Consider the following 25,800-nt stretch of genomic DNA (forward strand, 5'->3'; position numbering starts at 1 on the left):
GGATGAGGAATGGTGTGGATATAGATGAAGCAGGTGCCCAAATCTCCCCCGTCTGTCCGGCCTGCGCCATCCCCCGGTTGGGGGATTTTTTTGAGTGGCTATTTCTTCGTCATTTGCACTGATGATGAGCCAGTTATTCCTTCTTATACCAACCGGGCGCTGGCTCTTGCTGGGCCTGCTGCTTGGCCTGACAGCCGCCAGCGGCTGGGCACAGCCCTGTCCACTGCAACTGGATAGCCTTTCGTCAGGCACCTACCCGTCTGACTGCCTGCTGACGTTCGCAGACTCAACTGGTCAACTGACCCCGAGGCAATTGGATCTGAGCCAGTTCAAACCTGTTGGCACCACCCAGCCTAATTTCGGCACCGACGGCCTGACCCACTGGCTCACCTTCACGTGCCAGAATGCCGCCAAACAGGCCCACCAATTTGTGCTGGAGGTCGATATCGTTTACGCCGACGAGATGAGTTTCTACGTGCTGGATGGGCAGCGCATCAGCTACCAGATTGAGCATGACAGTTGGCACGTTCCACTCTGGAAACGAAGCATTCCGTCGCGCTACTTTGCTTTTCCGCTCAATCTGACTCCCGGACAAACCGTGCGGGTGCTGCTCCGCGCGCAGGAGGAGGGCGGAACCCTGATCACGCCGATCCATATCTGGGAGCGATCAGCGTATGAGCTATACTATTCCACGGAGACTAACATTCTCATTCTGCCCGCTATCATTTTGCTGTTTCTAACGGTAGTTGGTTTAGGCGTGTTTATAGTGTCCCGTAATCTGATCTGGCTGTTTTATGCCGTCCATGCGTTTGGCACGGCCGTGTATAACCTGAATATTGAAGGTGTACTGGCGCACTACCTCCCCGATCCGTTCAATACGATCAAGGGGTATGCGCTTGGGGTTTCACTGAGTTACATGGCCAACTTACTGTTTACGCAACAGTATGTCTACAAGCGTCTCCCCAAACCCATCGGGTGGCTGAGATGGGCTACCTACGGGCTAATTGGCGTTCAGGCCACCTGGTTTCTGTATCTACTGGTTATGCCATTTCAGGACCATACTGCCGACGTAGCCTTGCTGATAACAGGCATAACGGCTGCTTTTATGCTGATGTACCTGCTAACATGCCTCGCTAAGGGGAGTGACGAAGCCCGCATCTACCTATTGGCTATTGCCCCTTTTTTGCTGATTGTGCTGGTGAGGGTGCTCGACAGCGCAGGCATACTGGAAACGCAGGACTGGCACTATTACCTGCGTTATTATGCACCTCTGTTTGAGATAATCGTGCTGGGTATTGGTGCTACCCGACAATTGATTCATGAACGCGAGGCGACGCTTATCCAGTTAGGTAACACCCAGAAAGAGGTTATTCTGACTCAGGAAACCGAACGCCGTCGCATTGCTCAGGACCTCCACGACGACGTGGGTACGTCGCTGCTGGCTCTGCGGGGTAAACTGCCCCCCGCCAGTGAAGAGGCCTATGAGTTGATCAACCAGATCATCGCTAACGTGCGGACGGTTTCGCACAACCTCATGCCCGATGAACTGACTATGCTGGGCCTGGGTGGTGCGCTGGCCGAAACCGCCGAACGGTTAGGGGCAGCGTCGGGCATTCGGTTTTTGTTTGTCAGTGCGGGTGAGGTGATCCCGCTGCCGCAGGTGAAAGAACTGGCTATCTACCGCGCCGTGCTGGAACTGATGCATAACGTGGTGCGCCACAGTGGAGCCACCGAGGCTGTAGTCCAACTAGTCTATCACCCTGACGGGCTGAACATCATGGTGGAAGACAACGGACACGGATTCGGCAACCACAAAGCAGATTCCGCCAGTGGAATCGGGCTAAAAAACGTAGCTTCACGAACCGAATGGTTAGGAGGCCGGATGGCGATTGATACCTCCGTCAGAGGCACCACCATCCGGCTCGACGTTCCTTACACATGACCTCTGCTGCCTCGTCCGTCCGCATTTTACTGGCCGATGACCACACCCTTTTTAGCGATGGGCTGGCGCTACAGCTCGCACAGGCTGACCCGGCTATGACGGTGGTGGGGCAGGTGTTTCGGGGGGCCGACGTGCTGCCCGCTGTCCAGGCTCACACGCCCCACGTGGTATTGCTCGACATCAACCTGCCTGCGCCTACTGGTATTGAATGCCTCCGACAGCTATCAGACACGTACCCGGCCGTGAAGACGATCATGCTGACGATGTACGCCTACAAACGCTTTGTCGACGAATGCCGCGGAGCTGGGGCGGCGGCCTATTTACTCAAGCATGTGCAGATTAGTACCATGATTGACACCATCAGGCGCGTACTGATTGGCGAACGCATCTTTCCAACGTCACCAACAGTTGATCTACACGCCGCCGACAGCTTTGTAGTGCGGTTTAAACTCACCCCCACTGAACTAAAGGTTATCCGTCTGATGCGGCAGGGGTTGAATACGCAACAGATTGGTGATCAGCTGTTTGTGAGTTTCGAAACGGTGAAATCGCACCGCAAAAACATCTATCGTAAACTAACCATTACCCACCTGTCTGACCTGATTGCCTTTGCACACGAGCATGGGTTATAAGAGTCATCAACGTAGTTTCGGGGCGTTGGCCAGCCGTTAGGGCAAGTCTGAATTCAGTACGTAGATATAGCCCCGCTTTGAGTCGTGGAAAAACAAGCGGCGGTTATTTATATAGACGCTGTAAAAATCGGTTAAATCACTCCGCAAGAAAGGGGTTAACGTAAGCTTGTCATCAGCCAAATCGGCTTTCATGTATAATTGCTTCCGTACCTTTTCCTTAACAGACGATGTGCGGTAATAAAGCTGCTTTGTAACCCGGTCATACACAAAATACTGGCCAAGAATTGGATCATTGCGATCCTCTGCCGCCACCACAATTGCGACATCAATCAGCGTCAACGCCGACAAATAAGTTGTAGCCGTACGTAATTGATTCGTTGACGCCCCCTACCTTATTCCTACCCTTGAAAAGCGCCGTTCCCGCCAGCACTGTAGAATCGTTAATCACTGTAAACCAAGGCTTTATCGGGCCAATAGCTACTTCTTCTTCATCGACTATATGCGGCCTAATAGTTTTAATTTCCAGTAGTTTGCTGTTATCCAATACCAACATTTCCTCATTAGCCAACAGCCGAAGGGTCGACGTTTTACGGCTATGCAGAATGGTATAGTTTGGCAGTATTACAAAATCGTTTACTTTAAACTCATCACTGCCATACCATAATTTTAAATCCTGGTTTGGATACATGACTTTAATGATACTAGTATCGGTTTTTTCTATAGTGCGCGTATTTGTTTGAGCAACTATATCAACAGAAAGGCATAGTACTAGCCACAGAACAAGCGATATTAATCGGTTCATAATCTACACGGGCAAATAGACCCGGAACGTGGCTCCGGCGTTGGGCTGGCTGCTGGCGGCAATGGCCCCACCGTGGTGCTCAACCACCTTTTTGCAAATGGCCAGCCCTACCCCCGACCCCGCAAAACTACTCTTGCCGTGTAGCCGCTGGAACACCTGAAAGATGCGGTCGAGGTACTTTTCGTCGAAACCAATACCCTGGTCGCTGACACAGATTTCGTGATAGGCCGCGGGTCTTTCGGCCGGGTTGGTGGTCAGCAGCAGGCTGGCAGGTACTACACCGTCGGGCAGTTGCGCGGTGGTCAATCTACGGCTCGTGATGCTGATGTGCGGTGGTAGCCCGGGCTGGCGAAACTTGATGGCATTGCCAAGCAGGTTTTGAAATAGCTGGTGGAGTAGCAACCGGTTGCCTGGCACCGTGGGTAGCTCGCTACAATAAATAACCGCCTTCGATTCCTGAATGGCCACGTCGAGGTCTTCCAGCACCTGGCCGATAAGCTCGCTTAACACCAGCGGCTGGAAAGGTTCGCGCTGGATGCCAATGCGCGAGTAGGCAAGTAAGTCTCTGATCAGCAGCGACATACGGTTGGCCGCTCCCTGCATTCGGTGAACCATGTCTTGCCCATTAATGGGGAGGTTGTCGCCAAACTCCTTAATAAGCATATCGCCAAAGGACTGTATTTTTCGGAGGGGCTCCTGCAAATCATGACTGGCCACGTAGGCAAACTGCTGAAGGTTGTCGTTGCTGCGTAGCAGTTCAACGTTCTGGTATTCCAGGCGTTGTTGGGCCAGCTTGAGGTCGGTGATGTTTGAATACGTAAACAGTACTCCGTCGCCCTGCCGTACATAGCCGCCGTCGAACCACCCGTTGATGCCGTGGGCGTCGTAGTGAAATAGGTTGCTTTCGGGTTCGCCCGTTTCCAGCACCCGCAGCAGGGTGGCATAATGGCCCGATTCTACACTGGCCGGATAGTCTCGGGCCACCAGCTTATCGACCAGTTCACGTTCGTTAAGTCCCGTTATGGCAGCGTTGGCGGGGTTAGAGAGCACATGACTGAAATCAGTGACCTGCTGGTGCTCATCCCGTACGGCCTTGTACAACACAATGCCCGTGGGTGAATTATCGACTACTGCCTTAAGTAACCCAGCCTGTTCTGTAAGCGCCTGCTCAGCTTGCTTTTCCCTGGTTTTATCCTGTACCGTCAGGATAATGCCATCGGCGCGTTTCACCACCGACAGGTCGTACCAGCCTGCGCCCAGTCCATAGTCAAAGGCAATCTCGGTGCGCATGGGCTGGCCAGATTCCACCACCTGCACATACTGATTGAACAAACCGTTGGTGAGCACGTTGGGGAAATAAGTAAGCATGGTGTTGCCAATAACCTGCTCGTCGGTGCGCTTAACCCGCTGCCGGTTGGCTTCGTTTTGCAGGATATACCGAAAATCCGTGATGGTCCCGTCAACATTACGGATAGCGTCGAAGGCCACAACAGCATTTTGCGACCCATCCAGTACTGAGCGCAGTAATTCGGCCTGGTGATGGTGGTCCAGTTGCGCCCGCTTCGATTCAGTAATGTCAATGATGGCCGCAATAAGTCGGTCACCCTGAGGTGCCATCGACAGCCTATACCAACCGGGTGTATTTTTGATGGTATAGGGCATCTCGAAAACTTGCGAGATACCCAGTTCAACGCCCGTAATGGCCCGGCTCATGAAGCCCGATTCGTTGGCTGCCGGAAACAGGCGGCTCACCAGCTGGCCAACCACCTGCTGTGCTGGTATGCACATGATGCCTTCCAGCACCGGGTTGACAAGCACAAAGCGAAAGTCGGCCACGGTACTATTGCTACGCCGAACTGTCTCGAAAATAGCCATACCCACGGGGGTATTGCCCATCAGGCCCTGCAACAGTTCGGCCTGTTGCTGAATGGTTCGTTCGGCGGCTTTCTGAGCCGTTATGTTGTCGAAAGACACCACCACACTGTCTTCCATCCGCACTGCCGACACGTCGTACCACTCCTGTTGATGCCGAACAGGATGCATCAGTGAGAACTCGAACTGATCTGACTGCCCCGTCTCAATTACGCGGCAAAACCGGCTGTAGAGGTCAGTAGACACCATTTCTGGAAAGCCCGCACTAAACAGCTTACCCACCACCTCTACGGCCGGTCGGCCCATGTCGCGTTCGGCCACGGCGTTTAGGATCGTAACCCGGAGGTCGGTCAGGTGGCCATTGGCTGCCCGCACAGCCTGATACACGGCCACCCCGTTCTGCGAGGCATTCAGGACACTTTGTAGCATCACTACGGGCGGTTGGGTTGAGGTGTTGGCAGGCATGGGGTATAAGTGTTAATGGTAAGTGCTTCGTGGTGAGTGTGTTGGTTTCGTGTGCGGTGCGATGTCAACGCTTACCACTTATCACTCAGCACTCTATGCGCTCAGTTTGTTGCCCCACGCGTATCAGGCTGTTAAAGGCTCGGATAGCACCGGCCAGGATATCGGCTTCGTGGCTGGGCGCGCGGTGAGTAAGGTAGGCACCAAAGGCCTTCCAGTAAGGGCCGGTCAGGTCGCCATAGCCGGTGTAGAACCGGATGGGGGCCTGGCATAGGGCAGGGGTGCGGGCCAGCGCTTTGGCAATCACCCGCCCGCCCAGCATCGACCCTTCGGCCACATACATGGCTCCCAACAGCTGATAGCCTGTCAAGTGGGCAAACAAGGTGTCGTCAACAGACGGTATTGGCTGATTAAGCTGCTGTAAATCAGCCAATAGCCAATTGGTCTTCTGACGCGACTGCCAGTCGAAATCGCTGAAAAATGAATCGTTATGCCCCACTGCCTGTTCCAGCGAGCGGTGAAAAACCGTCTGTATAGCCAACAAATGGGCATATTCGGCGAGCGACAGACTACCCGCCATCAGCTTGCCGGTATGCATTAACTGTTCTGTTTGCTGATGCAGCCCGGCGGTTTCCTGCTTCAGGTGCGGCATGATGTCGGTCAGGGCAGTTGTCACGGCATGTACTGGTTTTGAGTAAGCCAGAATTCAATGGCCCGGCGCAGCATATCGCTCACCTCGTGGTATGAACCGGGCTTAATCAGGTACGCATTAGCCCCCAGGTCAAACACCCGGCGCATGTCTTTGGGGCTATCGGACGTGCTGTAGACCACCATAGACATGTAGCGCGTACGGCTGTTGGCCCGCACCTGTTGAATGACCTCGAAACCACTTTGACCTGGCAGGTTCAGATCAACCAGCACCAGCCGTGGCATAGGTACCGACTGCCCCTGATAGGTACCCTGTTGCAGGAGGTAATCAATGGCTTCAGTGCCGCTCACGATGATCTTGTAGGAAGGTGGTGCGGGCAACCGGCTGATAACGCGCTTAAAAATATCGGCTTCATCAACGTTGTCCTCAATGTACAGAATGTCGAGCATAGGGGTTAATCGGGTAAGGTCGGGTAAAGGCTAACCTTATTTTTACTCAAGATGTTATAGGTTTCGGCATGTCTGCTGATAAGTCCGTTTGAGCAGATTGAGTAGTTTTCGGAAAGGCAACAAAAAATGTGGTGCTGTGCATGGGCGAGCTTTCAAACCATACTTTACCCCGGTGGCGGCTCATGATACGTTTCACAATAGCCAGCCCTACGCCATAGCCCTCATAGTTCACCGCCGAGTCGAGCCGTTGGAATAGTTCAAATACCTTGCCCGCCTGCTTCATGTCAATCCCAATGCCATTATCCGTGATGGCATAGACCACCTCCTGGTCGGTTTCGGTGCCGTTTACCTGGATGCGCGCTCTGGGCACCTGCCGCGAGTACTTCACGGCGTTGGACAGCAGGTTGCCAAACACCTGCGCCACCATGGTCTGGTCGCCGTTAATCTGGGGGGTGTCGCCCAGTTGAATGGTCAGGTCGCGGCCGTTTTCGCCTGCCCGCAATTCATCCCAAAGCTGGGTAATCAGCGGCTTCACGGCCAGGGGTTCCATGGTTAGGTCGGTGCGGCTCATGCGCGAATACTGCATCACGTTCCGAATCAGCATGGCCATCCGGTCAGAGGCGCGCGTGATCTTGTCGAAGGTGGCGCGGGCGTCAGTCGGCATGGTGTCGCCGTAGTCTTCGAGGTAGATTTCCGTGTAGCTCTTGATCGACGAGAGGGGCGTGCGCAGGTCGTGCGAGATGGTATAGCTAAAGGCTTCCAACTCTTCATAGGCCAGCCTGAGCTGCTCATTCAACGCACGAATCTGGTTGGCTTTTTGGGTAACGAGCTGCAAAATATTTTCCCGTAGTTTCAGGGCCGTAGCCACTTCTACCTGCCGCCAGGGGTCAGACCGGTTGCGCACCAGTTGCTCCCATTTGTCGAAGCTTTTACGTGGGCTAAGGCGCTCACTTCCAGCCTCATCGCGCACAACGGGCTTTTCGGGGTTGCCGCCCCAGTACTGAGTTTGCTTTTGTTCGGGCTTGAACCAGAGCAGATACTCGTTCATCTCGCGCGAGAGCACAATCATCAGTACGCCCGACGCCAGCGCCCGGTACCGTTCGGCGGGGGTAAACAGGTTGGGCAGTTGGTCGGTTTGAAAAACAACATCGGGCGAGGTTGTTTTCAACCACTCGATCAGCGAATAAATGTCGGCTTCTTCGGGCGCCTGTCCCAGCCTGATAAGTTGGTTCTCGAACAGGAGTGCGCCGCCCGTTGCTGTGTTTAGCCCTAGAGCCGTAAGCGGGTGTCTGGTCAGCCCTTGCGCCACGTCCCAGTCAGCCAGCATCTGCTGGTGGATGTGCTGTTCGCGTTGATGGAGGGTCTGGGCAAAGGCCTCGTCTTCGTCATCTTTCCTGATTTCAAGGGCCGTAGAGAGCAGTTGGCTGATGAGCTTCACCGACGCCCGGGTGGGGTAGTCGACCAGGCGGGCGGTGGCATAGTGGTGGCACGAGATCAGCCCCCACAACTCACCCCGGTAGATCAGCGACAGGCTCATGCTGCTACGCACACCCATGTTTTGCAGGTACTCGATGTGAATAGGCGACACCGCCCGCAGCCCCGCGTGAGTGAGGTCTAGTGGGCGGCCCCGGTCTGCATACTGAACGGGGTAGATGGGCACGCGAGGCTTGTATGTGTCGACAATGATGCGCACCAGATTTACTTTATACAGTTCGCGCGCCTGCCTTGGAATGTCGGAGGCGGGGTAGTGCATGTGCAAAAACGGTTCCAGAAACGACTCACGGGCTTCGGCCACTACTTCGCCATGCCAGTCGTCGCCAAACCGGTAAATCATCACGCGGTCGTAGCCCGTCAGTTCTTTCACCTTATGGGCCGTTTTCTCCAGCAGGTCTGCCAATGAAGAACTCCGCTGAATGTCGGTCATGGTCTGGGCCAGCAGGACCTGTACGGGCAGGGCTTTGCTCAGCAGCGGCGCATCGGCATCAGTGATGTTGACAGCATCGGCGGGTGGCTCGAGTTCCAGAATGAGGGCATCGTCGTGCAGGTGAATGACCACATACCAGTGTTGGTTTTTGAGCTTGAGCCGGTAGGGGTTAAACGCCGCCGGGTCATCCTGCCGCAGGGCCACCGTAAGCAAATCGACCAGTTCCTGGCCGGGTACGTGGTGCAATGTGAGTGTGTGCAGGGGCTGACCAATCAGTGCTTCGGTAGGTATACCGGTCAGTTCCTGGCAATTTTCACTTGCCTGCCAGATAGTTAAGGTAGTAGGGTCGAGGGCTAGTAGGTACCCATGAGACTGGATATAGCCAGGCCATTGGATAGGCTCCCGGTCACAGTTGGTAAGGTCGACAGTGGGTTGCATGGAAGGCAGAAGGAGGTACAATCATAGGTGGGCCAGGCAGGTAGAACGTGGTCACAACGCTCAGCACGTGAACTAATCCATGACCTTGCCATAACTACTAAGTAGTTTTTATAGTAAATGTAGGCTAAATTATACGCTGTCGTTAATGTTGTTTTAATAAAACCTATAAAAATAGTATAGTATACTTACTCATATGTGTGTAAGCTTAGCTGATATAATTGAAGCCGGATAGAAACAAATACTCACAATTTTACTGCGGTCTGGATAAGGTTCGTGCTGCATTTGGCAATGAGCTTGCCTGCTGCGTTAGTGATACGACCTTCCAGGTGGATAATATTTCGTCCGGCGCGTATCACCACAGCCTCGGCGGTGAGGGTTTCTCCCAAACGGGCAGCATTCAAAAAATCCATGGTCAGGTTTACCGACGTGTAGCCGTATTCCCGGCCTAGGGCAAACACCGTGAGGCCACAGAGATCATCCAGTATGGCCGAGGCTGTGCCGCCGTGGAGCACCTGCATGGGGTTCACCATGTCGTCGCGCACTATATAGTCGGCCACCAGGCGGCCTTCCTCCACCACGCGCAGCACGCCCCCCAGCCACCGCCCTACGCCTGAGGGAATGCTGGTCATAGGCTGGTCGATAAGGGTGCGGAAGGTGTCGAGGCGGGGGTTGGTATCCATAGTCGAAAATAGTATTTAACTAAGTTTAATGGGCCAAATTAGGGCGTATCACGGTATTTATTTGTGAGGTACCGGTAAGTGGTGCTACTTTTGGGCGATTTTTGATAACTCAGGCTGCTGCTTGCTTCAATGAACTACACATTATCTCAGATTCCCGACCGTACCGCGAAGCCGCGCCAAAGCGGTATTACCATGGTGATGGACAAGGGCCTCAGCGTACGCGAAGTCGAAGATATGCTCTCGATTTCTGCCGACTACATCGACATTGTAAAGCTAGGCTGGGCCACGTCTTTTGTAACGCCTAACCTGCAACAAAAACTAGACGTATACCGCGCCGGGGGCATTCCTGTCTATTTTGGGGGTACGCTGTTCGAGGCATTTGTGGTGCGTAATCAGTTTGAAGACTACCGCCGACTGCTGGACAAATACGACCTCAAATACGCTGAAGTGTCAGACGGCTCGCTGGAGATGGACTCTGACCAGAAGTGCGAATACATCCGTACGCTGGCCCGGCAGGTAACGGTACTGTCGGAGGTGGGGTCGAAAGACGAGGCCAAGATCATTCCGCCCTACAAGTGGATCAAGCTCATGAAGCAGGAACTGGAAGCCGGTGCCTGGAAGGTCATCGGCGAAGCCCGCGAAGGCGGTACGGTGGGTCTGTTCCGTTCAAGCGGCGAAGTGCGGCAGGGGCTGGTGGAAGAAATCCTGACGCAGGTGCCCTCGGAAAATATCCTTTGGGAAGCCCCCCAGAAAGAGCAGCAGGTGTGGTTTGTAAAACTGCTGGGTGCCAACGTCAACGTCGGCAACATTGCCCCCCACGAAGTTATCCCCCTCGAAACCATCCGCCTGGGCCTTCGCGGCGATACGTTTAGTCATTTTTTAGATAAATAAGAAATGAGTCGACTATCGACTTCACTCTCATGGAACTCATCAAATCGCTCCTCGATTTTCTGCTTCACCTCGACAAGTTTCTCGACACGTGGGCCAATGAGTATGGCATACTGCTGTACGCTATTCTGTTCCTGATCATCTTCACCGAGACGGGACTGATTGTGATGCCACTGCTCCCCGGCGACTCGCTGCTGTTTGCCGCTGGTGCCCTGGCCGCCCGCGACACCAACAATTTGCAGGTGGGCATCATCATCCCGCTCCTGATTGGGGCCGCGCTCCTGGGCGACAATGTCAATTACTTTGTAGGCACCAAACTGGGCGCGCAGATTAAGGCACGGGAGCGAATCCTGTTCTTCAAGCGCGAATACATCTACGAAACCGAAAAGTTCTACGCCAAGCATGGAGGAAAGACGGTGATCCTGGCCCGGTTTATCCCTATCGTGCGCACCATTGCGCCTTTTGTGGCTGGCGCGGGCAGCATGCACTACGGCACTTACATCAAGAACTGCATTTTGGGGGCCATTCTGTGGGTGGTGAGCATCACGCTGCTGGGTTATTTCTTCGGCAACCTCGAAATCGTACAAAAGAACTTCGAGATCGTCGTCTTCGGCATCGTAGGCCTCTCGCTCATGCCCATCATTGTGCAGTATGTGAAGCAGAAGTTGATGAAGGCGGCGTAGGAATAAAGTCAATAGTCGATAGTCAATAGTCGGCTGACGTGTAAGCAACTCGCGTGCGTCAGCCGACTATTGACTATCGACTATTGACTTTTTTTCCTTATCTTTGCGCCCTTGTTAGCAAACGACTGAGGTGAACGAACTGCGGCCATACGACATCAACATCATTGGTTTAGAGGAAAAACGGTATGAATTCGATTTTAAATCGGACGATACGTTCTTCAAAGCCCTTGACCAACAGTTGATTACGAAAGGGAGCGTGACAACCCACCTGATTCTCGACAAGTCAGAGACCATGATCCGGCTCGACTTTCAGATTCAGGGCGTGGTCGAACAAACCTGCGACCGCAGCCTCGATCTGTATGACGAACAGGTGGACACCCGCCGCACGTTATACCTCAAATTCGGCGACCGGAACGAAGAACTGACCGACGAAATTGAGCTGATCGAGCGGAACACGGCTACGATTCACGTTGCCCGGTACATCTTTGATTTCATCGTGTTGGCGCTTCCTATGAAACGGCTTCATCCCCGTTTCCGCGACGAAGCTAACGGCGATGATGACGAAGATGCCCCCGGCAAACTGATCTATTCGTCAGATTCCGGTACGGTGGTCGACGATACAGGAGAAGAAAAACCCGCAGTGGACCCGCGTTGGGATGCCCTGCGAAAATTGAGCAATAACTAACACAAGGTTTTCAGTTTACTGTTTTCAGTTTAGAGTTGGACTGAAGCGGAAACTGAAGACAGTAAACTGAAAACTGATAACTGAATTATGGCACACCCCAAACGCCGCCACTCGACCACCCGCCGCGACAAACGCCGCACCCACTATAAGGCAGTAGCCGTTACGCTGTCGACCGATGCCGCCACCGGCGAAGTGCACGAGCGTCACCACGCCCACGTGTTCGAAGGCAACCTGTATTACAAAGGAAAAGTGGTTATTGAGGGCTACAGACCCATAGCGTAACCATTTTTTTGCGTACCTGCGCTGACCCGGCCAGACCGCTGTTTGTTTGCCGCCTGAGGGTCATACGATAAAGGAGTATTTCGCCGACGTCTGGTTTAGATGAACGCGGAATACTTTTTTATTGCCCACCGCCTGCTAATTTTGCGCCACTGTGGGCTTTCACAAAACAACGACGCGCCCGTTTTGACCATCTCAACTGGTCTGGCTACGTTCGATTAAGATCCATTCGATGAAGATTGCCATTGATGCCATGGGCGGCGATTTTGCCCCCGAAGCGATTGTTGAGGGCGTTGCCCGAACTATCAAAGCGGGCTTGCCCCAGGGTGTCACCCTCGTACTGATTGGCCAGGAACTGGTTATACGAGGCTGTCTGACAAAATTTGACGTGGCCGATGCCTCCGGTATCGAGGTGGTTCACGCCGACGATATCATCGAAATGGCCGAACACCCCACCAAAGCCCTCTCGCAGAAACCCAATTCTAGTATCGGGGTTGGGTTTACTCATTTAAAGGCCGGGCTGGTCGACGCGTTTTGCAGCGCGGGCAACACCGGTGCCATGCACGTGGGGGCTTTGTTTAGCGTGAAAGCTATTCCGGGCGTACTGCGGCCGGGTATTGCGGGCTTCGTTCCACAGCTTGACGGGGGCACCGCTATCATGCTCGACATTGGGGCCAATGCCGACTGCAAACCCGATATGCTGGCTCAGTTTGGTGAACTGGGGTCTATCTATGCCCGCCATACGTTTGGTATCGAATCGCCGCGCGTGGCCCTGCTCAACATTGGCGAAGAAGAGCAAAAAGGCTCGGTGGCGGTGCAGGCAGCGCATCAACTGCTGAAAGAAAACAAGCGCATCAACTTTGTTGGCAACATCGAAGGCAAAGACCTGTTTATGGACCGCGCCGAGGTAATCGTGGCCGACGGCTTCACGGGCAATGCCTTGTTTAAGCTCGGCGAGTCGTTTTATGAGGTGAATAAACTGCTCGGACTGCACCACCCGTTCATCGACCGGACCAACTACGAATCCATTGGTGGTAGCCCAATTATTGGCGTAAACGGTAACGTCATTATCGCCCACGGCATTTCGTCGCCCGCTGCTATCCAAAACATGATTAGCTTAGCCATTCGGCAGGTCAATGCCAATGTGCCTACCCACATTGAACAGGCTCTTGCCTAAGCCCCCGTAAACTACCCTATGATGAAAGCAGCAATTACCGGTGTGCATGGCTACGTACCCGATTACATCCTCACCAACGCCGAGTTGGAACGGATGGTAGATACCAACGACGAGTGGATTACCTCGCGGACGGGCATCAAAGAGCGTCATATTCTGAAAGGCGAAGGCATGGGCAGCTCACACATGGGTGCCGAGGCCGTACGCGGGCTGCTGGCCAAAACCAACACCGCTCCCGAAGATATTGACCTGCTAATCTGCGCCACCGTTACCCCCGACTATGTATTTCCAGCCACGGCCAACCTCATCTGCGACATGGTGGGAATTCGTAACGTAGGCAGTTTTGACATTCAGGCGGCCTGTTCGGGTTTTTTGTATGCCCTCACGGTGGGGACGCAGTTTATTGAAAGCGGCAAGTACAAAAAAGTGATCGTGGTGGGTGCCGATAAGATGTCGGCCATTACCGACTACACCGACCGCACCACCTGTGTACTCTTCGGCGATGGGGCCGGAGCGGTGTTGCTCGAAGCCGCCGAAGAAGGGTTGGGCATCCTGGATTCCATTATCCGGTCAGACGGGGTGGGGCAGTATCATCTGTTTCAGAAAGCGGGCGGCAGCCGTTACCCGCCCAGCCATGAGACGGTTGAGAAACGCTGGCACTATGTGTATCAGGACGGCCCCTCTGTTTTTAAATTTGCCGTAAAAAACATGGCCGACGTGTCGGCGGAGATCATGCAGCGTAATGGCCTTGCCGGCGATGACGTAGCGTGGTTAGTGCCGCACCAGGCCAATAAACGCATCATCGATGCCACTGCCAACCGCATGGGCATCGGCTCGGATAAGGTGATGCTCAATATTCACAAGTACGGCAACACCACGGCGGCCACCATCCCGCTCTGCCTGTTCGACTATGAATCGCAATTGACAAAAGGCGATAACCTGGTCCTGGCAGCCTTCGGCGGTGGCTTCACCTGGGGAGCCGTCTATGTGAAGTGGGCGTATTGATTTACGATGTACGAATTACGATTTACGATTTACAATTTTGTAAGTCGTGCCACACAAGTGGCTTTGATTGTACTTCGTAGCCCGTGAATCAAATCGTAAATCGTAATTCGTAAATCGTACATCATTACATGGCAACGACCGCAGATATTAGAAACGGGCTGGTAATCAATCACAACTACGACCTGTTTCAAATTGTTGAATTTCAGCACGTTAAACCCGGAAAAGGGGCAGCTTTCGTGCGTACCAAGCTCAAGAGTCTAACCACCGGGCGCGTGATCGACAACACCTTCAACTCAGGTGCCACCATCATTCCGGTGCGGGTGGAGCGCCGCAAGTTTCAGTACCTCTATAAAGATGAGGCTGGCTATAACTTCATGGACCAAGAAACCTTCGACCAGATCAACATCAGCGAGAAGATTCTGGATCAGGCCGACCTCATGCGCGAAGGGCAGGAAGTGGAGGTACTTATCAACGCCGAAAACGATACGCCGCTGGTTTGCGAACTGCCCGTTTCGGTAGAGCTGGAAGTGACCTACGCCGAACCCGGCCTGAAAGGCGACACCTCCAGCGGTGCCAAAAAGCGCGTGGAAGTAGAATCGGGCGCCATGATCAACGTACCGTTGTTCATCAACCAGGGCGACAAAATCCGCGTCGACACCCGCACACGGGAATACCAGGAACGAGTTAAGTAATGAAGAATTAAGAATTAAGAATTAAGAATGGCATAGCAGCCGCGCGTAGTTTGTGTAGGGTAAAGCGGTCATTCTCAATTCTTAATTCTTAATTCTTAATTCGATAGATATGAGCACCCAGGAAATACAAGAACTGATCGATTTTATCTCGAAATCAGGCCTCGACGAGGTAAAAATCGAGACGAGTGAGCTGAAAATCAATGTGAAGCGTACGGCCACACCGGCTATGTATGCGGCGCCCGCGCCCGTTCAGGCGGCTCCTGCGGCCGCTCCGGCTCTGCCCGCAGCGGCACCGGCTGCTGCGCCAACGGCGGCACCCGCTCCTAGCCCCGCCGCACCCGCCGCGTCGGCCACCAACCAGATCACCATTAAGTCACCCATGATTGGTACGTTCTACCGGTCGGCCAACCCCGAATCGCCGCTGTTTGTGGAAGTGGGCGACGAGATCAAGCCGGGTAAGGTGGTGTGCATCATCGAAGCCATGAAGCTCTTCAATGAGATCGAGGCCGAAGTGTCGGGCCGTATTGTGAAGGTGTTGGTTGAAAACGCCACCCCCGTCGAATACGATCAGCCATTGTTTATTCTCGAAGAAATTTAAAAGGTCATTGGTCATTGGCCTGCGGCCGCACCGGCGGACCGGTCATTCGTTGCGCTGTCATTCAATGGTCATTCATTGCTTTTACAACGAATGACCGGTCCGCCGGTGCGGCCGGAGGCTAATGACCAATGACCCCTCATTATGTTTAAGAAAATCCTGATCGCCAACCGGGGCGAGATTGCGTTGCGGATTATTCGGACGTGCCGGGAAATGGGCATCCGTACCGTGGCTGTCTACTCGACCGCCGACCGCGATAGCCTGCACGTACGCTTTGCCGATGAGGCCGTGTGTATTGGGCCACCACCCAGCCGCCAGTCGTACCTTAATATTCCGAGTATCATTTCGGCCGCCGAAGTAACCGGGGCCGATGCCATTCACCCCGGCTACGGCTTTTTGTCGGAAAATGCCGAGTTCTCGCAAATCTGCGCCGACTACGGTATCAAATTCATTGGCGCCACTGCTGAGCAGATCAACATGATGGGCGACAAGGCCACCGCCAAAGCTACCATGCGGGCGGCGGGGGTTCCGGTCATTCCCGGTTCTGACGGTCTCTTGGAGTCGTTTGAACAAGGGCAGCAGCTATCGGCCAACATGGGCTACCCGGTCATTATCAAGGCCACGGCCGGTGGTGGTGGTCGCGGTATGCGCGTGATCAAGGCCGAGGGTGAGTTTGAAAAAGCCTGGAACGATGCCCGCACCGAATCGGGTGCCGCCTTTGGCAATGACGGCTTATACCTCGAAAAATTCGTGGAAGAACCCCGCCACATCGAGATCCAGATTGTGGGTGATCAGTACGGCAAGGTGTGCCATTTGTCAGAGCGGGATTGCTCCATTCAGCGGCGGCATCAGAAACTGCTGGAAGAAACGCCCTCGCCCATCATGACCGACGAACTGCGGGAGGCTATGGGTGCGGCGGCCATCAAGGGCGCACAGTCTATTGGCTACGAAGGGGCCGGTACGGTAGAGTTTCTGGTGGATAAACACGGGAAGTTCTATTTCATGGAAATGAATACCCGGATTCAGGTGGAGCACCCGATCACGGAGGAAGTGACTGATTTTGATCTTATTAAGGAACAGATCAAGGTAGCTGCCGGGGTGCCTATTTCGGGTCGTAACTATACGCCGAAGCTATTTGCGCTGGAGTGTCGGATTAACGCCGAAGACCCTGCCAACGGTTTCCGTCCGTCGCCGGGCAAGATCACGAACCTGCACTTTCCGGGCGGCCACGGTATTCGTATCGACAGTCACGTGTACAGCGGCTACGTAATTCCGCCCAACTATGACTCAATGATTGCCAAGCTGATTGTGAGCGGGCAATCGCGCGAGGAAGTGCTCACGCGAATGAAGCGGGCGCTACAGGAGTTTGTGATCGAAGGCATCAAAACCACTATTCCGTTTCACATCAAACTCATGGACGACCCTGGCTTTAAGTCGGGTCTGTTCACCACGGCCTTCCTCGAAAGTTTCGATTTCAGCACGCTGTAATGGCTACTGCATCATAAAGAAAGCCCCTCCTGAGTATCAGGAGGGGCTTTTTCAGTTTGTGTGGATTCGCATATCGTAACAGGGTGTGGCTAGTTTGAGTCGGCAGTTACCAGCCGCTGATGGGCAAACACATGCCGACGGACGGCCGGAATGCGGCGGCGCGAGATCGTAATCAGCGCATCGTTTTTTAGCCGCAGGTGGGCGTCGGTACCGTAGCTGGCATAGTGCAAATAAGCCAAATTGACCACCGCCGACTTGTGGATGCGGCAAAACGCAGGATCAATCAGCGACTCTTCCAGGCGCTTCAGGTTCTTGGAAACCAGGTACCGCTGCTTGTCGCGGGTGTGGATGAAGGTGTAGTTACTGGCACCCTCCAGCCAGACAATGTCGGCGGTGGCGATCACGATGGTCCGGTTGCGAAAGGGCAGGACCAACTGTTGTCTGACGGCGGGGCCAACGGCGGGCCGAATAGGCTGCGGGGCAGCAATAGGGGTGTAGCAGGCGTACGTCATGAGTATGAAAAGTAGCTGTTTATCAATTAGATAGTATAAAACTAGTTCCCCGCCTCTGACCCTGAAATGCGGCACTTGCTGAAAGCGCACAAACAGCCTGCCAACTGACACATAACGTGTATGAAGCGTATGGCCACAGTATGCCGTCTTTTGAAAAGACATAAAAAAGCCGTTTCGGAAATCAGAAACGGCTTTTAGCAATAGAATGAGGCTAGTAACTACGGCAGCTTGATACCCGCCGTCAGCGTGGCAATGCCGAGGTAGCCTTTGATGTTGGTGTCTTTGTAGACCCCACCAGCGGGCACCGCATACCGGATATCGACATCGAGGAATGGTAACGGCGAAATGCCTAAACCGGCCTCCAGCGCCCAGGTAACGCGTTTCACCTGCAAGTTGCTGGCTTCGCGCGGGCTAAGCAGGTTGGTGGTCTCGGTGGTAGCCGGAATGGGCACCGCCTGACTGAAACCAATGGCCGTGTTGGGGTTAATCTGCCCCTGCGTACTCCGCATGGCCTCCGACTTGTTTACGAATAGCAGCGTAGGCCCAATGTAGGCCCGGAGCTTGTTGTTCAATAGCCGCCGACCAAACAACACCGGTATGTCAAACGATTCGATGCTCGATTCCGACGTCACGTCGACGGTAGCGTTGAGCAGGCCGGGGGCAAAGCTCAGTGGCAAACGGGCGGCTAGGGCCGGGTTGGCGTTCACGTCAAGCGTAACGTTGGTCTTTTGCTTCAGCAAGTACCGGTTGTAGGTCAGCTCGATTTGCACGTACCCTTTGCGGTTATACTTGTTGAACCGCACAAACGCCCCCGCCGAATAGCCCGTGCCGATGCCGTTGTTTTTGTTTTCGAGTTGGGGTACCTGCACGCCCACAATGCTCGTAGGCTGCGCCGGAATGGTGGTGTAGCCGTGTACGAAGGTAACGCCGCCTTTCAGGCCAAATTCAGTAAGGCGGGTTGGCAATTGGGCCGTTGCCGCGCCAGATGCCAGCAAAAACCCGGCTAGTATGTATGATTTTTTGTTCATGTTATTGGGGACGTTAGACACCCGACGTTGGACCCTGGACGAACGATCTTCCGTAAAAGACTCAGTTGTCTAACATCCAGTGTCCAGCATCTAACGTCTACTTGTTAAGGTTGGACAAGCACTTTGCGGTAGCGGGTGGGGTCTACAGCCGGAATGCTGGCTTTGTAGGTGATGCCAATGCTTTTCAGAATCTCGTTGGCTAGCAGGGCATAGCCCGCAGCGGTAAAGTGCAGACCGTCGAGACCATACACACTGCCCAAAATGTAGCTCGACGAGAACGACAGGCCATTTTGAGAGTAGCCACCCGTCGCCGACAGCTGGTTGTTGAGTGTATTCAGGTCTACGTAGGCCAGCGCCCGGCTGTCGGCTTGGGCCTTCAGAATAGTATTGTACTCGTCTATTTTGGCGTTCAGCGCGGCCACTTCTTCCGCGTCCAGCACCGACGCGTTGCTCAGTGGATTGGTCGCCGACAGGCCGTAGGGACCTTTTTTGGTACCCACGGCTGTGCTGCCAATGGTAGCGTAGTCGGCCTGTTGGCTCAGTAGCAACAGGTCACCGGCTTTGGTAGCCCGAATACCCCCCGTGGCCAGCGGCGACTCAATTAGCAGTGCCGGAATGGCGGGCGCGCCGGGGGTGGCTTTTTGCACGGCAGCGTTAACGCTCCCCAGCACCTGCGTGAGCGTAACCACCTGAAAAAACGGAGCCGTTGTCACTTTTGGAATATTGACAACCACGCCCTTACGCCCCCCGGCGGTGAGCACATTGAGGAGAGCGTTGTAATTGGTGGTGAAAAGCGGGGTGGGGGTGAAGGGCGTTACGCCGCCCGTGTTGGCATAACCCAGGGCGTCGTTGTTGCCCATGAAACACGAGAAAAATGTAGCTCCCGTCAGGTTGTCGCCCACGTATTGCAGGTAGGTACTCAGGGGTGTGCCGTCGGGCAGGAGGCGCTCGAAATAGGGATTACCCAGCGGCGACCCGTAGCCCGGCGTTTGAATGTCACCCATGCGAATACCCGGCACGCCGAGGTTGTTGTTGGGACCCGTAAACTTGGTGTAAAGAGACCGATTGTTGAGCGTACCACGCACCGCCTGCGGAGCCACCGGCACGATGGTGGGCAGGGGATTGGTGGCCGTAGGCAGTGAGGTGAGCTTCAGATAGCCCGTTCCAGCCGCCTGATCGGTGCCAAAGAGAGGTTGGATAAAGTCACGTCCACCCACCAGCCGAAACTGTTGCGAGAGGATGTAGGGGTATGAATTCAACTGGCCGTCGCGGTAGAGGCCGCCGTCCATGAAGCCAGCGGTGAGCGAGTTGCCCACGGCCACGTAGCGCGTAAAATCGGCGGTACCGCTGGAAATCGGGTCAACACGTTGAGCATCTTCGTTGTTAAAGCAGCCCGTTGTGCCCGCCAAAAGGCCAACCAGGATACTCCACCGATAGATCGTGTACTGTTTACGTTGCATAAGTTGGTTTTACTAAATGAAAAAAACGCACAAAGGTATGTTGATATAATAGAACTACAGTTAAACTAGATATTATTGAGATTAAGTTATGCAGAAGCTATAATGCTATTTACCGGCACAGGAGGCGGTTTATGGGGTCGTTCTGAAGAATCTGTTGGGCTAAGGCTTGGTTTCAATCATAAAAACCCCTTGCTTGCACCGTCAGTATTATATGATGCACAACTAAACAACTTGTTTCAAGACATGGGCCTATTAAACTTTTTCAAAGGTGTTGGCGAAAAAATCTTCGGTAAAGAAGAAACACCTGCCGCCAACACACCCGCTGCCGATCCAGAGCCGCTGAAAGCCAGTGCACTCCTCAACCATGTGAAGCAGCTGGGCCTGTCGTTCCAGAAGCTGACCGTGAAAACCAAAGGCGACACCGTGACGCTGGAAGGGCAGGTGGCCACGCAGGAAGACGCCGAGAAGATCGCGCTTGCCGTGGGTAACGTGGAAGGCGTAACGGTGGTAGACAACCAACTGGTTGTGGACAACCCGGAGCCAGAAGCCACGTATCACACAGTCGAGTCGGGCGATACGCTGTCGGCGATTTCGAAGAAAGTATATGGTGACCCCATGAAATACGGTGTCATTTTCGAAGCAAATAAGCCCATGCTGAAAAGCCCCGATCTGATCTATCCCGGTCAGGTACTGCGCATTCCAGCGTTGTAAATGGTTGGGCATAAAAAAGGCCTGCCACCATACGGTGGCAGGCCTTTTTTATTGGTCATTTGCTGCGCTGTCATTCGGTAGTCATTGGTTGTAAAGACAATGAATGACTATTGAATGACAGCGCAGCGCAATGACCAATAACTAATTACTCCCAATGCCCTGGCTTTTCAGCGCCCGTTGCAGATCAGGAGAAAGGTTGGTGAAGAAGCGGAGACCTGTTTTTTGCTCTAACTCATTGATCGTGAGCTGGTAGCGCTGCCAGGGTAGATTTGGGTTGGCCTGGGTATTGGGCATATAGACGGCAATGACGCGGGTGTTGGGGCCAATGCGGTTGAGGTCATCCATACCGTTAGGGAGAATCAACAACACCTTCCAGAGGGCGGCGGGAACCATCACGCGCCCCCCGGCAATGCTCGTGGCGCTACCCGCTTCGCCGTCGCCGCCCACGCCCGTTGGTCCTGCCGTGAGGTATACTTCGTTGCCATCGTCTACTAGTTTCCGGGCATACTCTTCTAAGTATTTCCAGGTCTCGCGGTTGTTGAGCGGCGCTTGCGGCACGACGTTTGATAGGACGAACGTGGCGGCATTATCGGTCGGGCTGTTGTCGCGGTCGTCAGACGGGCAGAGGTGCCCCCGGTCGAAGCCGGTTCGGTTGTAGTCGGCCGTGGTGATAGTTGAAAAACCGGCGGGCAGGTCGGGGTCGGGCCGAAAGCTTTTGGTGCGGGCGGCAGTGCCCCGCCAGTCGAGGCTCAGGTGCCAGCTTACCCAGTTGGCAATGCCCCGGCTCTTGTTGAAGCAAAGCGCAAACTGCGGCTTGGTGATCAGGTAGTTGTTGGGGTCGGTTTGGGCCGCGCCGCTGGGGTTGCCCAGGGTGAGGTGTTCGCTAACCGCCGTGACGTTGGCTTCAATTGGTGGCCGGGTCGGTGTTGGTGGTCGTAAACAGCCGCTAAGTGCGCTGACTAAACCAATGGTAAGACCAAGATGCGCCAGCCAGCCATAAACGGACGTTGATTTTGTTGCCATACTTACTGAACTTTACTTTAGAATCTAAGTGCCTGTACCCGTATAACGTACCGAATACCCAAAAATGGCCTTTATTGGCCGAAAACCCATAGTACGACCCATATCGTATGAGTAAGAAAAAACCGCCGGTGCCGCAACGCCCCGGCTACGGCGTTGGCCAGCCTTCAATGCCAGCGCCAACCCCACGCCCCGCCGCCGCCACACAGCCGGTTCGGTCACAGCCCGTTCGTAGTGCACCACTGCCACCGGTAGCCCGTCCCTCGACTCCCGCCGCATCTGACCTGCCGCTGCCCTACACGCCTGTTGTCTGGTGGCCACTGGTGGTGCTGGGTGCCATTGGTGTACTGCTGTACGTGAACACTTTCGGCCATCAGTATGCGCTCGATGATATTGCCGCCATTGGGCAAAACCTGTTTGTGAAGCAGGGTCTGAAAGGCATCAACGACCTCATGCGCACCGAGTTCTGGCACTTCAGCAATATTTCGCTGGGGTATTACCGGCCGCTGTCGCTGATTACGTTTGCCCTGGAACAGGAATATTTCGGCGACAAACACCCCGAATACAGCCACATGATCAACGCGGCGCTTTACGGCCTCACGGGCGTAAGCCTGGGCGCGTTGCTGCAAAAATGGTTGCCCGGCAAGGTGGTGGTGGCGTTTTTGGTGGGGTTGGTATTTATCACGCACCCCGTCCACACCGAGATTGTGGCCAACATAAAAGGCCGCGACGAACTGCTGAGCTTCCTGTTTATCTCGCTGATGCTGCTCACCTACTGGAAACAGCTGGAGTCGAAGGCCAAATTTTGGTACGAAGGCCGCAAAGCTGACTGGGCGCTGGGCGGTTTGCTCACGGTGTTTAACGTAGTGGGCGGCTGGGTCATTGGCAGCAGCCTGCTGGTTAACTCGTTTGGGTCAACGGCGGGCGGCGTCATCGGCGTGCTTATTATGGGCGCGCTGTCTACCACCTGGGTGGGCTTATCCTGCGCGGCGTTGTACTTTGCTTTTCTCTCGAAAGAGTCGTCGGTGGTGAGTCTGGCCCTGATTCCGGCCATGCAATATTGGTTTGGTAAGCGCACCGTATGGCGGTCGCTGGTGAGTTTGTGGCCACTGCTGATCATTGCTGCTCTGTTTTTCTACCAGAAAAAGCAGATGATCGGTACTCTTGTCGGCACTCCCCCCCTCGACTGGGCCAACTATCCCTACGCCATCTTGGACACAAAGACCTCGACCATGTTCAAGTTCTTCCTCTATTACCTGCGGCTGCTGGTGTTTCCCCACCCGCTGGTGTATGACTATTCGTATAACGTGATTCCCACTGGCGGCAAAGGCGATATTATGTCGTGGCTGGGTTTTGTGGCCCTGTTGGGTATGATCGTGCTGTCGTGGATCGGGTTTCGCCGCCGTTCGCTCTGGGGTTTCGGGCTGTTCTGGTTCTTCGTAACCATGATGCCGGGCCTGGGCTTCATTGCCAGCCGGGGCGGTATTCTGGCCGAACGATTCCTGTACGCCTCAGTGATGGGCTTTGCCTTTGTGCTGGTGTGGGCCGTGCAGGCGCTGGCCGAGCGCATGGGCTGGTCGAAGGAAGTGGGCCAACCCGACGACGAGCTTATTTCGCTGATCGAAGTAGCCACGCCAAAACCGATGCTGTCGCGGGTGATGAACTACGCGCCGCTGGCCCTGGTCATTGGGCTGACTACGGGCCTGTATTCGTTCAAAACCGTGACCCGCAACCCCGACTGGGAGAACAACTTCGTGCTGTTTAACTCAGCCCTGCCCTACGCCGGTACCAGTTGCCAGGTACAGCGGCACGTGGCTAACGAATGGATCGAAAAAGGCCTGAAAGAACGCGCCCGCATCGACACGGCCAATGTCCGTATGGCCCGCTATCAAACCAGGCCCGATTCGGTGAAGAAGTACCAGGCCATGCTGCCTGAATACAACAAGGAGGCCGGAAAATACGCCCGCTGGGCACTGGACCACCTCCAGGAGTCGTGCCGGATTTACCCCAATTTCGGCGAATCCTATTTCTCAATGGCCTATGTATTTCAGCGCATTACGCCCAATGTCGACTCGGCGAAGTATTATTACAAGCAAACTATCCGGGCGGCATCATCCTATGCTCCGGCCTATAATAACCTAGGCGTGATTTACCAGAACGAAGGCAAGTACCCGCTGGCATCGTATTATTACAACAAGTCGATGGAGGTGAATCCGGCCTATCAGGATGGCAAAAACAACTTTGCAGCCCTGAAGAAGGCCACGGGTCTGGACGTTCGTTTCCTGCCCGATTCGGTGATTACGAAAAACTGATAGTTAACACCTGCTCTTCCAGTTGCCAAAGGCCACTCGCAGCGAGTGGCCTTTGTTTTTTCGACAAAGAGTCAGCCCGGATAGGCTATTTTTACATAGGTATTTTCGTGCCTGCTACACTAGTTACTACCCCCTTTCGATGAATCAATCTACTGGCCATCAGTTGCCTTTTGACAACCAAACAGGCGCGTTGTTGCACAAATCGGGTAAACGCCGGTCTGTTCGGGAGCAGTTGTTACTGCGTGAAGCCCAGCTTAGTCAGGCGCAGCGTATGGCAGGCATGGCTAGCTGGGAATGGTATTTCGGCGACACGGCCATTCGCTGGAGTCCGGAAATGTATGTATTCTGGGGCTATGAACCTGACGAAATTGAAGTTGATCTGGACAGCGTGGCCCAGCAAACGCACCTCGACGACCTGCCCATTCTACAGTCGGCGATTGGCCGGGCGCTGGCGGGCGAGAACGTAGAGATGAAGTACCGGCGGTATGATAAGTTTGGCCGCGAGATTTTCATTCACACCATCGGGCGGATCATCCGCAATGAGCAGGGGCAACCGGTGGGTGTGTTTGGCATCGACATGAATATTACGAAGCAACAGGAGCAGGAGGCTGCGTTGCTGGCACTGAATGCCGAATTAGCAGCTAAGAATCGGGAACTGGAGCGGCGCAACAACGAGTTGGCCTCGTTTACGTATATGGCCAGTCATGATCTTCAGGAGCCGTTGCGCAAAATAAAGACCTTCAACGGCATGATTCTGACCACTGAAGCGGCTGGTTTCACTGAGCAGGGTAAAGACTATTTCCGCCGGACCATTGCCACCGCCGACCGGATGCAGTTGCTGATCCGCGACCTGATTGCCTATGCCCAGCTAAACGATGCCACCGACCTGCACGAACCCACCGATCTGGCGCAGCTACTGGCCGAAGTACAAACCGAGTTTCGTGATGAAATAACCGAGAAAGGGGCCGTGATCGAAGTCGGTCAGTTGCCGACTGTGACGGTGGTTCGGTTTATGTTCAGGCAGTTACTGGAGAATCTGCTGAGCAACGCCTTGAAGTACAGTGATCCAGCTAAAATGCTCCGGATACACCTCACCCATGAAATCCTACATGCTACGGAAGGTGGTACGAATCAGCTAGTTATGCGCGATAATGGCATTGGTTTCGACCCGATATACAACGAGCGGGTGTTGGGCGTTTTTCAGCGACTTCATGGCCGTACTGCCTATTCAGGCACGGGCATTGGTTTGGCTATTTGCCAGCGCATCATGCAAAATCACGGTGGCACCATTCACGCCGACGGCACCCCCGGCCAGGGCGCCACCTTTGTCATGCGCTGGCCTGCTTAGGTACACCTCCAGGCAGGATATTGTCGAGCGAAAATCGGTAAAGTGTGGCATTATTGCCTGTCTAAATAGT

The 25,800-nt window shown here is 54.3% G+C and carries 25 protein-coding genes; 14 read left to right on the top strand and 11 right to left on the bottom strand.

Annotated features, from left to right (window positions below; genetic code table 11):
• The first annotated feature begins 121 nt into the window (after positions 1 to 121).
• Both J2I48_RS27020 and J2I48_RS27025 read left to right on the top strand, forming a co-directional pair.
• The gene (locus tag J2I48_RS27020) at positions 122 to 1,942 is read left to right on the top strand and encodes a sensor histidine kinase (RefSeq protein WP_207338656.1); all 1,821 of its coding nucleotides are present in this window, start codon (positions 122 to 124) and stop codon (positions 1,940 to 1,942) included.
• Positions 1,939 to 2,574, top strand: a complete 636-nt coding sequence (locus J2I48_RS27025; RefSeq protein ID WP_207338657.1) for a response regulator — start codon at positions 1,939 to 1,941, stop codon at positions 2,572 to 2,574. The genes J2I48_RS27020 and J2I48_RS27025 overlap by 4 nt, the downstream gene beginning before the upstream one ends.
• 36 nt (positions 2,575 to 2,610) lie before the next feature.
• Here J2I48_RS27025 and J2I48_RS27030 read toward each other — a convergent pair whose 3' ends face one another.
• From J2I48_RS27030 to J2I48_RS27060, 7 genes are all read right to left on the bottom strand, one after another.
• Positions 2,611 to 2,913, bottom strand: a complete 303-nt coding sequence (locus J2I48_RS27030) for a hypothetical protein (protein ID WP_207338658.1) — start codon at positions 2,911 to 2,913, stop codon at positions 2,611 to 2,613.
• Positions 2,900 to 3,376 (bottom strand): hypothetical protein, encoded by a 477-nt coding sequence (locus J2I48_RS27035; RefSeq protein ID WP_207338659.1) that lies wholly within the window; start codon positions 3,374 to 3,376, stop codon positions 2,900 to 2,902. The genes J2I48_RS27030 and J2I48_RS27035 overlap by 14 nt, the downstream gene beginning before the upstream one ends.
• Before the next feature lie 3 nt (positions 3,377 to 3,379).
• The gene (locus J2I48_RS27040; protein ID WP_207338660.1) at positions 3,380 to 5,713 is read right to left on the bottom strand and encodes a PAS domain-containing sensor histidine kinase; all 2,334 of its coding nucleotides are present in this window, start codon (positions 5,711 to 5,713) and stop codon (positions 3,380 to 3,382) included.
• A gap of 85 nt (positions 5,714 to 5,798) precedes the next feature.
• On the bottom strand, positions 5,799 to 6,386 hold the full coding sequence (locus J2I48_RS27045; protein ID WP_207338661.1) for a biliverdin-producing heme oxygenase: 588 nt from the start codon (positions 6,384 to 6,386) through the stop codon (positions 5,799 to 5,801).
• On the bottom strand, positions 6,383 to 6,808 hold the full coding sequence (locus tag J2I48_RS27050; RefSeq protein WP_207338662.1) for a response regulator: 426 nt from the start codon (positions 6,806 to 6,808) through the stop codon (positions 6,383 to 6,385). The genes J2I48_RS27045 and J2I48_RS27050 overlap by 4 nt, the downstream gene beginning before the upstream one ends.
• Positions 6,809 to 6,854: 46 nt before the next feature.
• Positions 6,855 to 9,170 carry an ATP-binding protein gene (locus J2I48_RS27055; RefSeq protein WP_207338663.1) on the bottom strand — a complete coding sequence of 772 codons (2,316 nt, stop codon included), beginning with the start codon at positions 9,168 to 9,170 and terminating at the stop codon, positions 6,855 to 6,857.
• 242 nt (positions 9,171 to 9,412) lie between these two features.
• A complete protein-coding gene (locus J2I48_RS27060; RefSeq protein WP_207338664.1) occupies positions 9,413 to 9,850 on the bottom strand; it encodes a PaaI family thioesterase in 438 nt (145 codons plus the stop codon).
• A 129-nt stretch (positions 9,851 to 9,979) separates the two neighbouring features.
• Here J2I48_RS27060 and J2I48_RS27065 point away from each other — a divergent pair, with 129 nt between their 5' ends.
• From J2I48_RS27065 to accC, 9 genes are all read left to right on the top strand, one after another.
• On the top strand, positions 9,980 to 10,741 hold the full coding sequence (locus J2I48_RS27065; protein WP_207338665.1) for a phosphosulfolactate synthase: 762 nt from the start codon (positions 9,980 to 9,982) through the stop codon (positions 10,739 to 10,741).
• A gap of 29 nt (positions 10,742 to 10,770) precedes the next feature.
• Entirely contained in the window at positions 10,771 to 11,421 is a 651-nt protein-coding gene (locus J2I48_RS27070) for a DedA family protein (protein ID WP_207338666.1), read from the top strand.
• A gap of 130 nt (positions 11,422 to 11,551) precedes the next feature.
• Positions 11,552 to 12,106, top strand: a complete 555-nt coding sequence (locus J2I48_RS27075; protein WP_207338667.1) for a YceD family protein — start codon at positions 11,552 to 11,554, stop codon at positions 12,104 to 12,106.
• Between the two features lie 87 nt (positions 12,107 to 12,193).
• On the top strand, positions 12,194 to 12,388 hold the full coding sequence (gene rpmF / locus J2I48_RS27080) for a 50S ribosomal protein L32 (RefSeq protein ID WP_207338668.1): 195 nt from the start codon (positions 12,194 to 12,196) through the stop codon (positions 12,386 to 12,388).
• 229 nt (positions 12,389 to 12,617) lie between these two features.
• Positions 12,618 to 13,562, top strand: coding sequence for a phosphate acyltransferase PlsX (gene plsX, locus J2I48_RS27085; protein WP_207338669.1), 945 nt, complete (start codon positions 12,618 to 12,620; stop codon positions 13,560 to 13,562).
• Positions 13,563 to 13,580: 18 nt separating this feature from the next.
• Positions 13,581 to 14,564: a beta-ketoacyl-ACP synthase III gene (locus J2I48_RS27090; protein ID WP_207338670.1), complete on the top strand. Its 984-nt coding sequence runs from the start codon at positions 13,581 to 13,583 to the stop codon at positions 14,562 to 14,564.
• Between the two features lie 128 nt (positions 14,565 to 14,692).
• Positions 14,693 to 15,256, top strand: coding sequence for an elongation factor P (efp, locus tag J2I48_RS27095; RefSeq protein ID WP_207338671.1), 564 nt, complete (start codon positions 14,693 to 14,695; stop codon positions 15,254 to 15,256).
• 109 nt (positions 15,257 to 15,365) lie between these two features.
• Positions 15,366 to 15,854: an acetyl-CoA carboxylase biotin carboxyl carrier protein gene (accB, locus tag J2I48_RS27100; protein WP_207338672.1), complete on the top strand. Its 489-nt coding sequence runs from the start codon at positions 15,366 to 15,368 to the stop codon at positions 15,852 to 15,854.
• Between the two features lie 141 nt (positions 15,855 to 15,995).
• Positions 15,996 to 17,339: an acetyl-CoA carboxylase biotin carboxylase subunit gene (gene accC, locus J2I48_RS27105; protein WP_207338673.1), complete on the top strand. Its 1,344-nt coding sequence runs from the start codon at positions 15,996 to 15,998 to the stop codon at positions 17,337 to 17,339.
• Between the two features lie 89 nt (positions 17,340 to 17,428).
• Here the strand turns inward: accC and J2I48_RS27110 are convergent, their stop codons facing one another.
• The 3 genes from J2I48_RS27110 to J2I48_RS27120 all read right to left on the bottom strand — a co-directional run bounded on the left by J2I48_RS27110 (position 17,429) and on the right by J2I48_RS27120 (position 20,339).
• Complete coding sequence (locus J2I48_RS27110) at positions 17,429 to 17,851, bottom strand: LytR/AlgR family response regulator transcription factor (RefSeq protein ID WP_207338674.1); 423 nt, start codon at positions 17,849 to 17,851, stop codon at positions 17,429 to 17,431.
• A 218-nt stretch (positions 17,852 to 18,069) separates the two neighbouring features.
• The gene (locus J2I48_RS27115; protein ID WP_207338675.1) at positions 18,070 to 18,879 is read right to left on the bottom strand and encodes an outer membrane beta-barrel protein; all 810 of its coding nucleotides are present in this window, start codon (positions 18,877 to 18,879) and stop codon (positions 18,070 to 18,072) included.
• A 104-nt stretch (positions 18,880 to 18,983) separates the two neighbouring features.
• Complete coding sequence (locus J2I48_RS27120; protein WP_207338676.1) at positions 18,984 to 20,339, bottom strand: SGNH/GDSL hydrolase family protein; 1,356 nt, start codon at positions 20,337 to 20,339, stop codon at positions 18,984 to 18,986.
• 243 nt (positions 20,340 to 20,582) lie between these two features.
• Here J2I48_RS27120 and lysM point away from each other — a divergent pair, with 243 nt between their 5' ends.
• Entirely contained in the window at positions 20,583 to 21,050 is a 468-nt protein-coding gene (gene lysM, locus J2I48_RS27125; protein WP_207338677.1) for a peptidoglycan-binding protein LysM, read from the top strand.
• A gap of 141 nt (positions 21,051 to 21,191) precedes the next feature.
• On the opposite strand, the gene J2I48_RS27130 is transcribed toward lysM, so the two are convergent.
• Positions 21,192 to 22,073 (bottom strand): DNA/RNA non-specific endonuclease, encoded by an 882-nt coding sequence (locus tag J2I48_RS27130; RefSeq protein ID WP_207338678.1) that lies wholly within the window; start codon positions 22,071 to 22,073, stop codon positions 21,192 to 21,194.
• A 107-nt stretch (positions 22,074 to 22,180) separates the two neighbouring features.
• Between J2I48_RS27130 and J2I48_RS27135 the strand changes: the two genes are divergently transcribed.
• Both J2I48_RS27135 and J2I48_RS27140 read left to right on the top strand, forming a co-directional pair.
• The gene (locus tag J2I48_RS27135; RefSeq protein ID WP_207338679.1) at positions 22,181 to 24,382 is read left to right on the top strand and encodes a tetratricopeptide repeat protein; all 2,202 of its coding nucleotides are present in this window, start codon (positions 22,181 to 22,183) and stop codon (positions 24,380 to 24,382) included.
• A gap of 139 nt (positions 24,383 to 24,521) precedes the next feature.
• Entirely contained in the window at positions 24,522 to 25,730 is a 1,209-nt protein-coding gene (locus tag J2I48_RS27140) for a sensor histidine kinase (RefSeq protein WP_207338680.1), read from the top strand.
• The last annotated feature ends 70 nt before the right edge of the window (positions 25,731 to 25,800 follow it).

It is taken from the genome of Fibrella aquatilis (assembly GCF_017353255.1).
GTDB classification, from domain to species: domain Bacteria; phylum Bacteroidota; class Bacteroidia; order Cytophagales; family Spirosomataceae; genus Fibrella; species Fibrella aquatilis.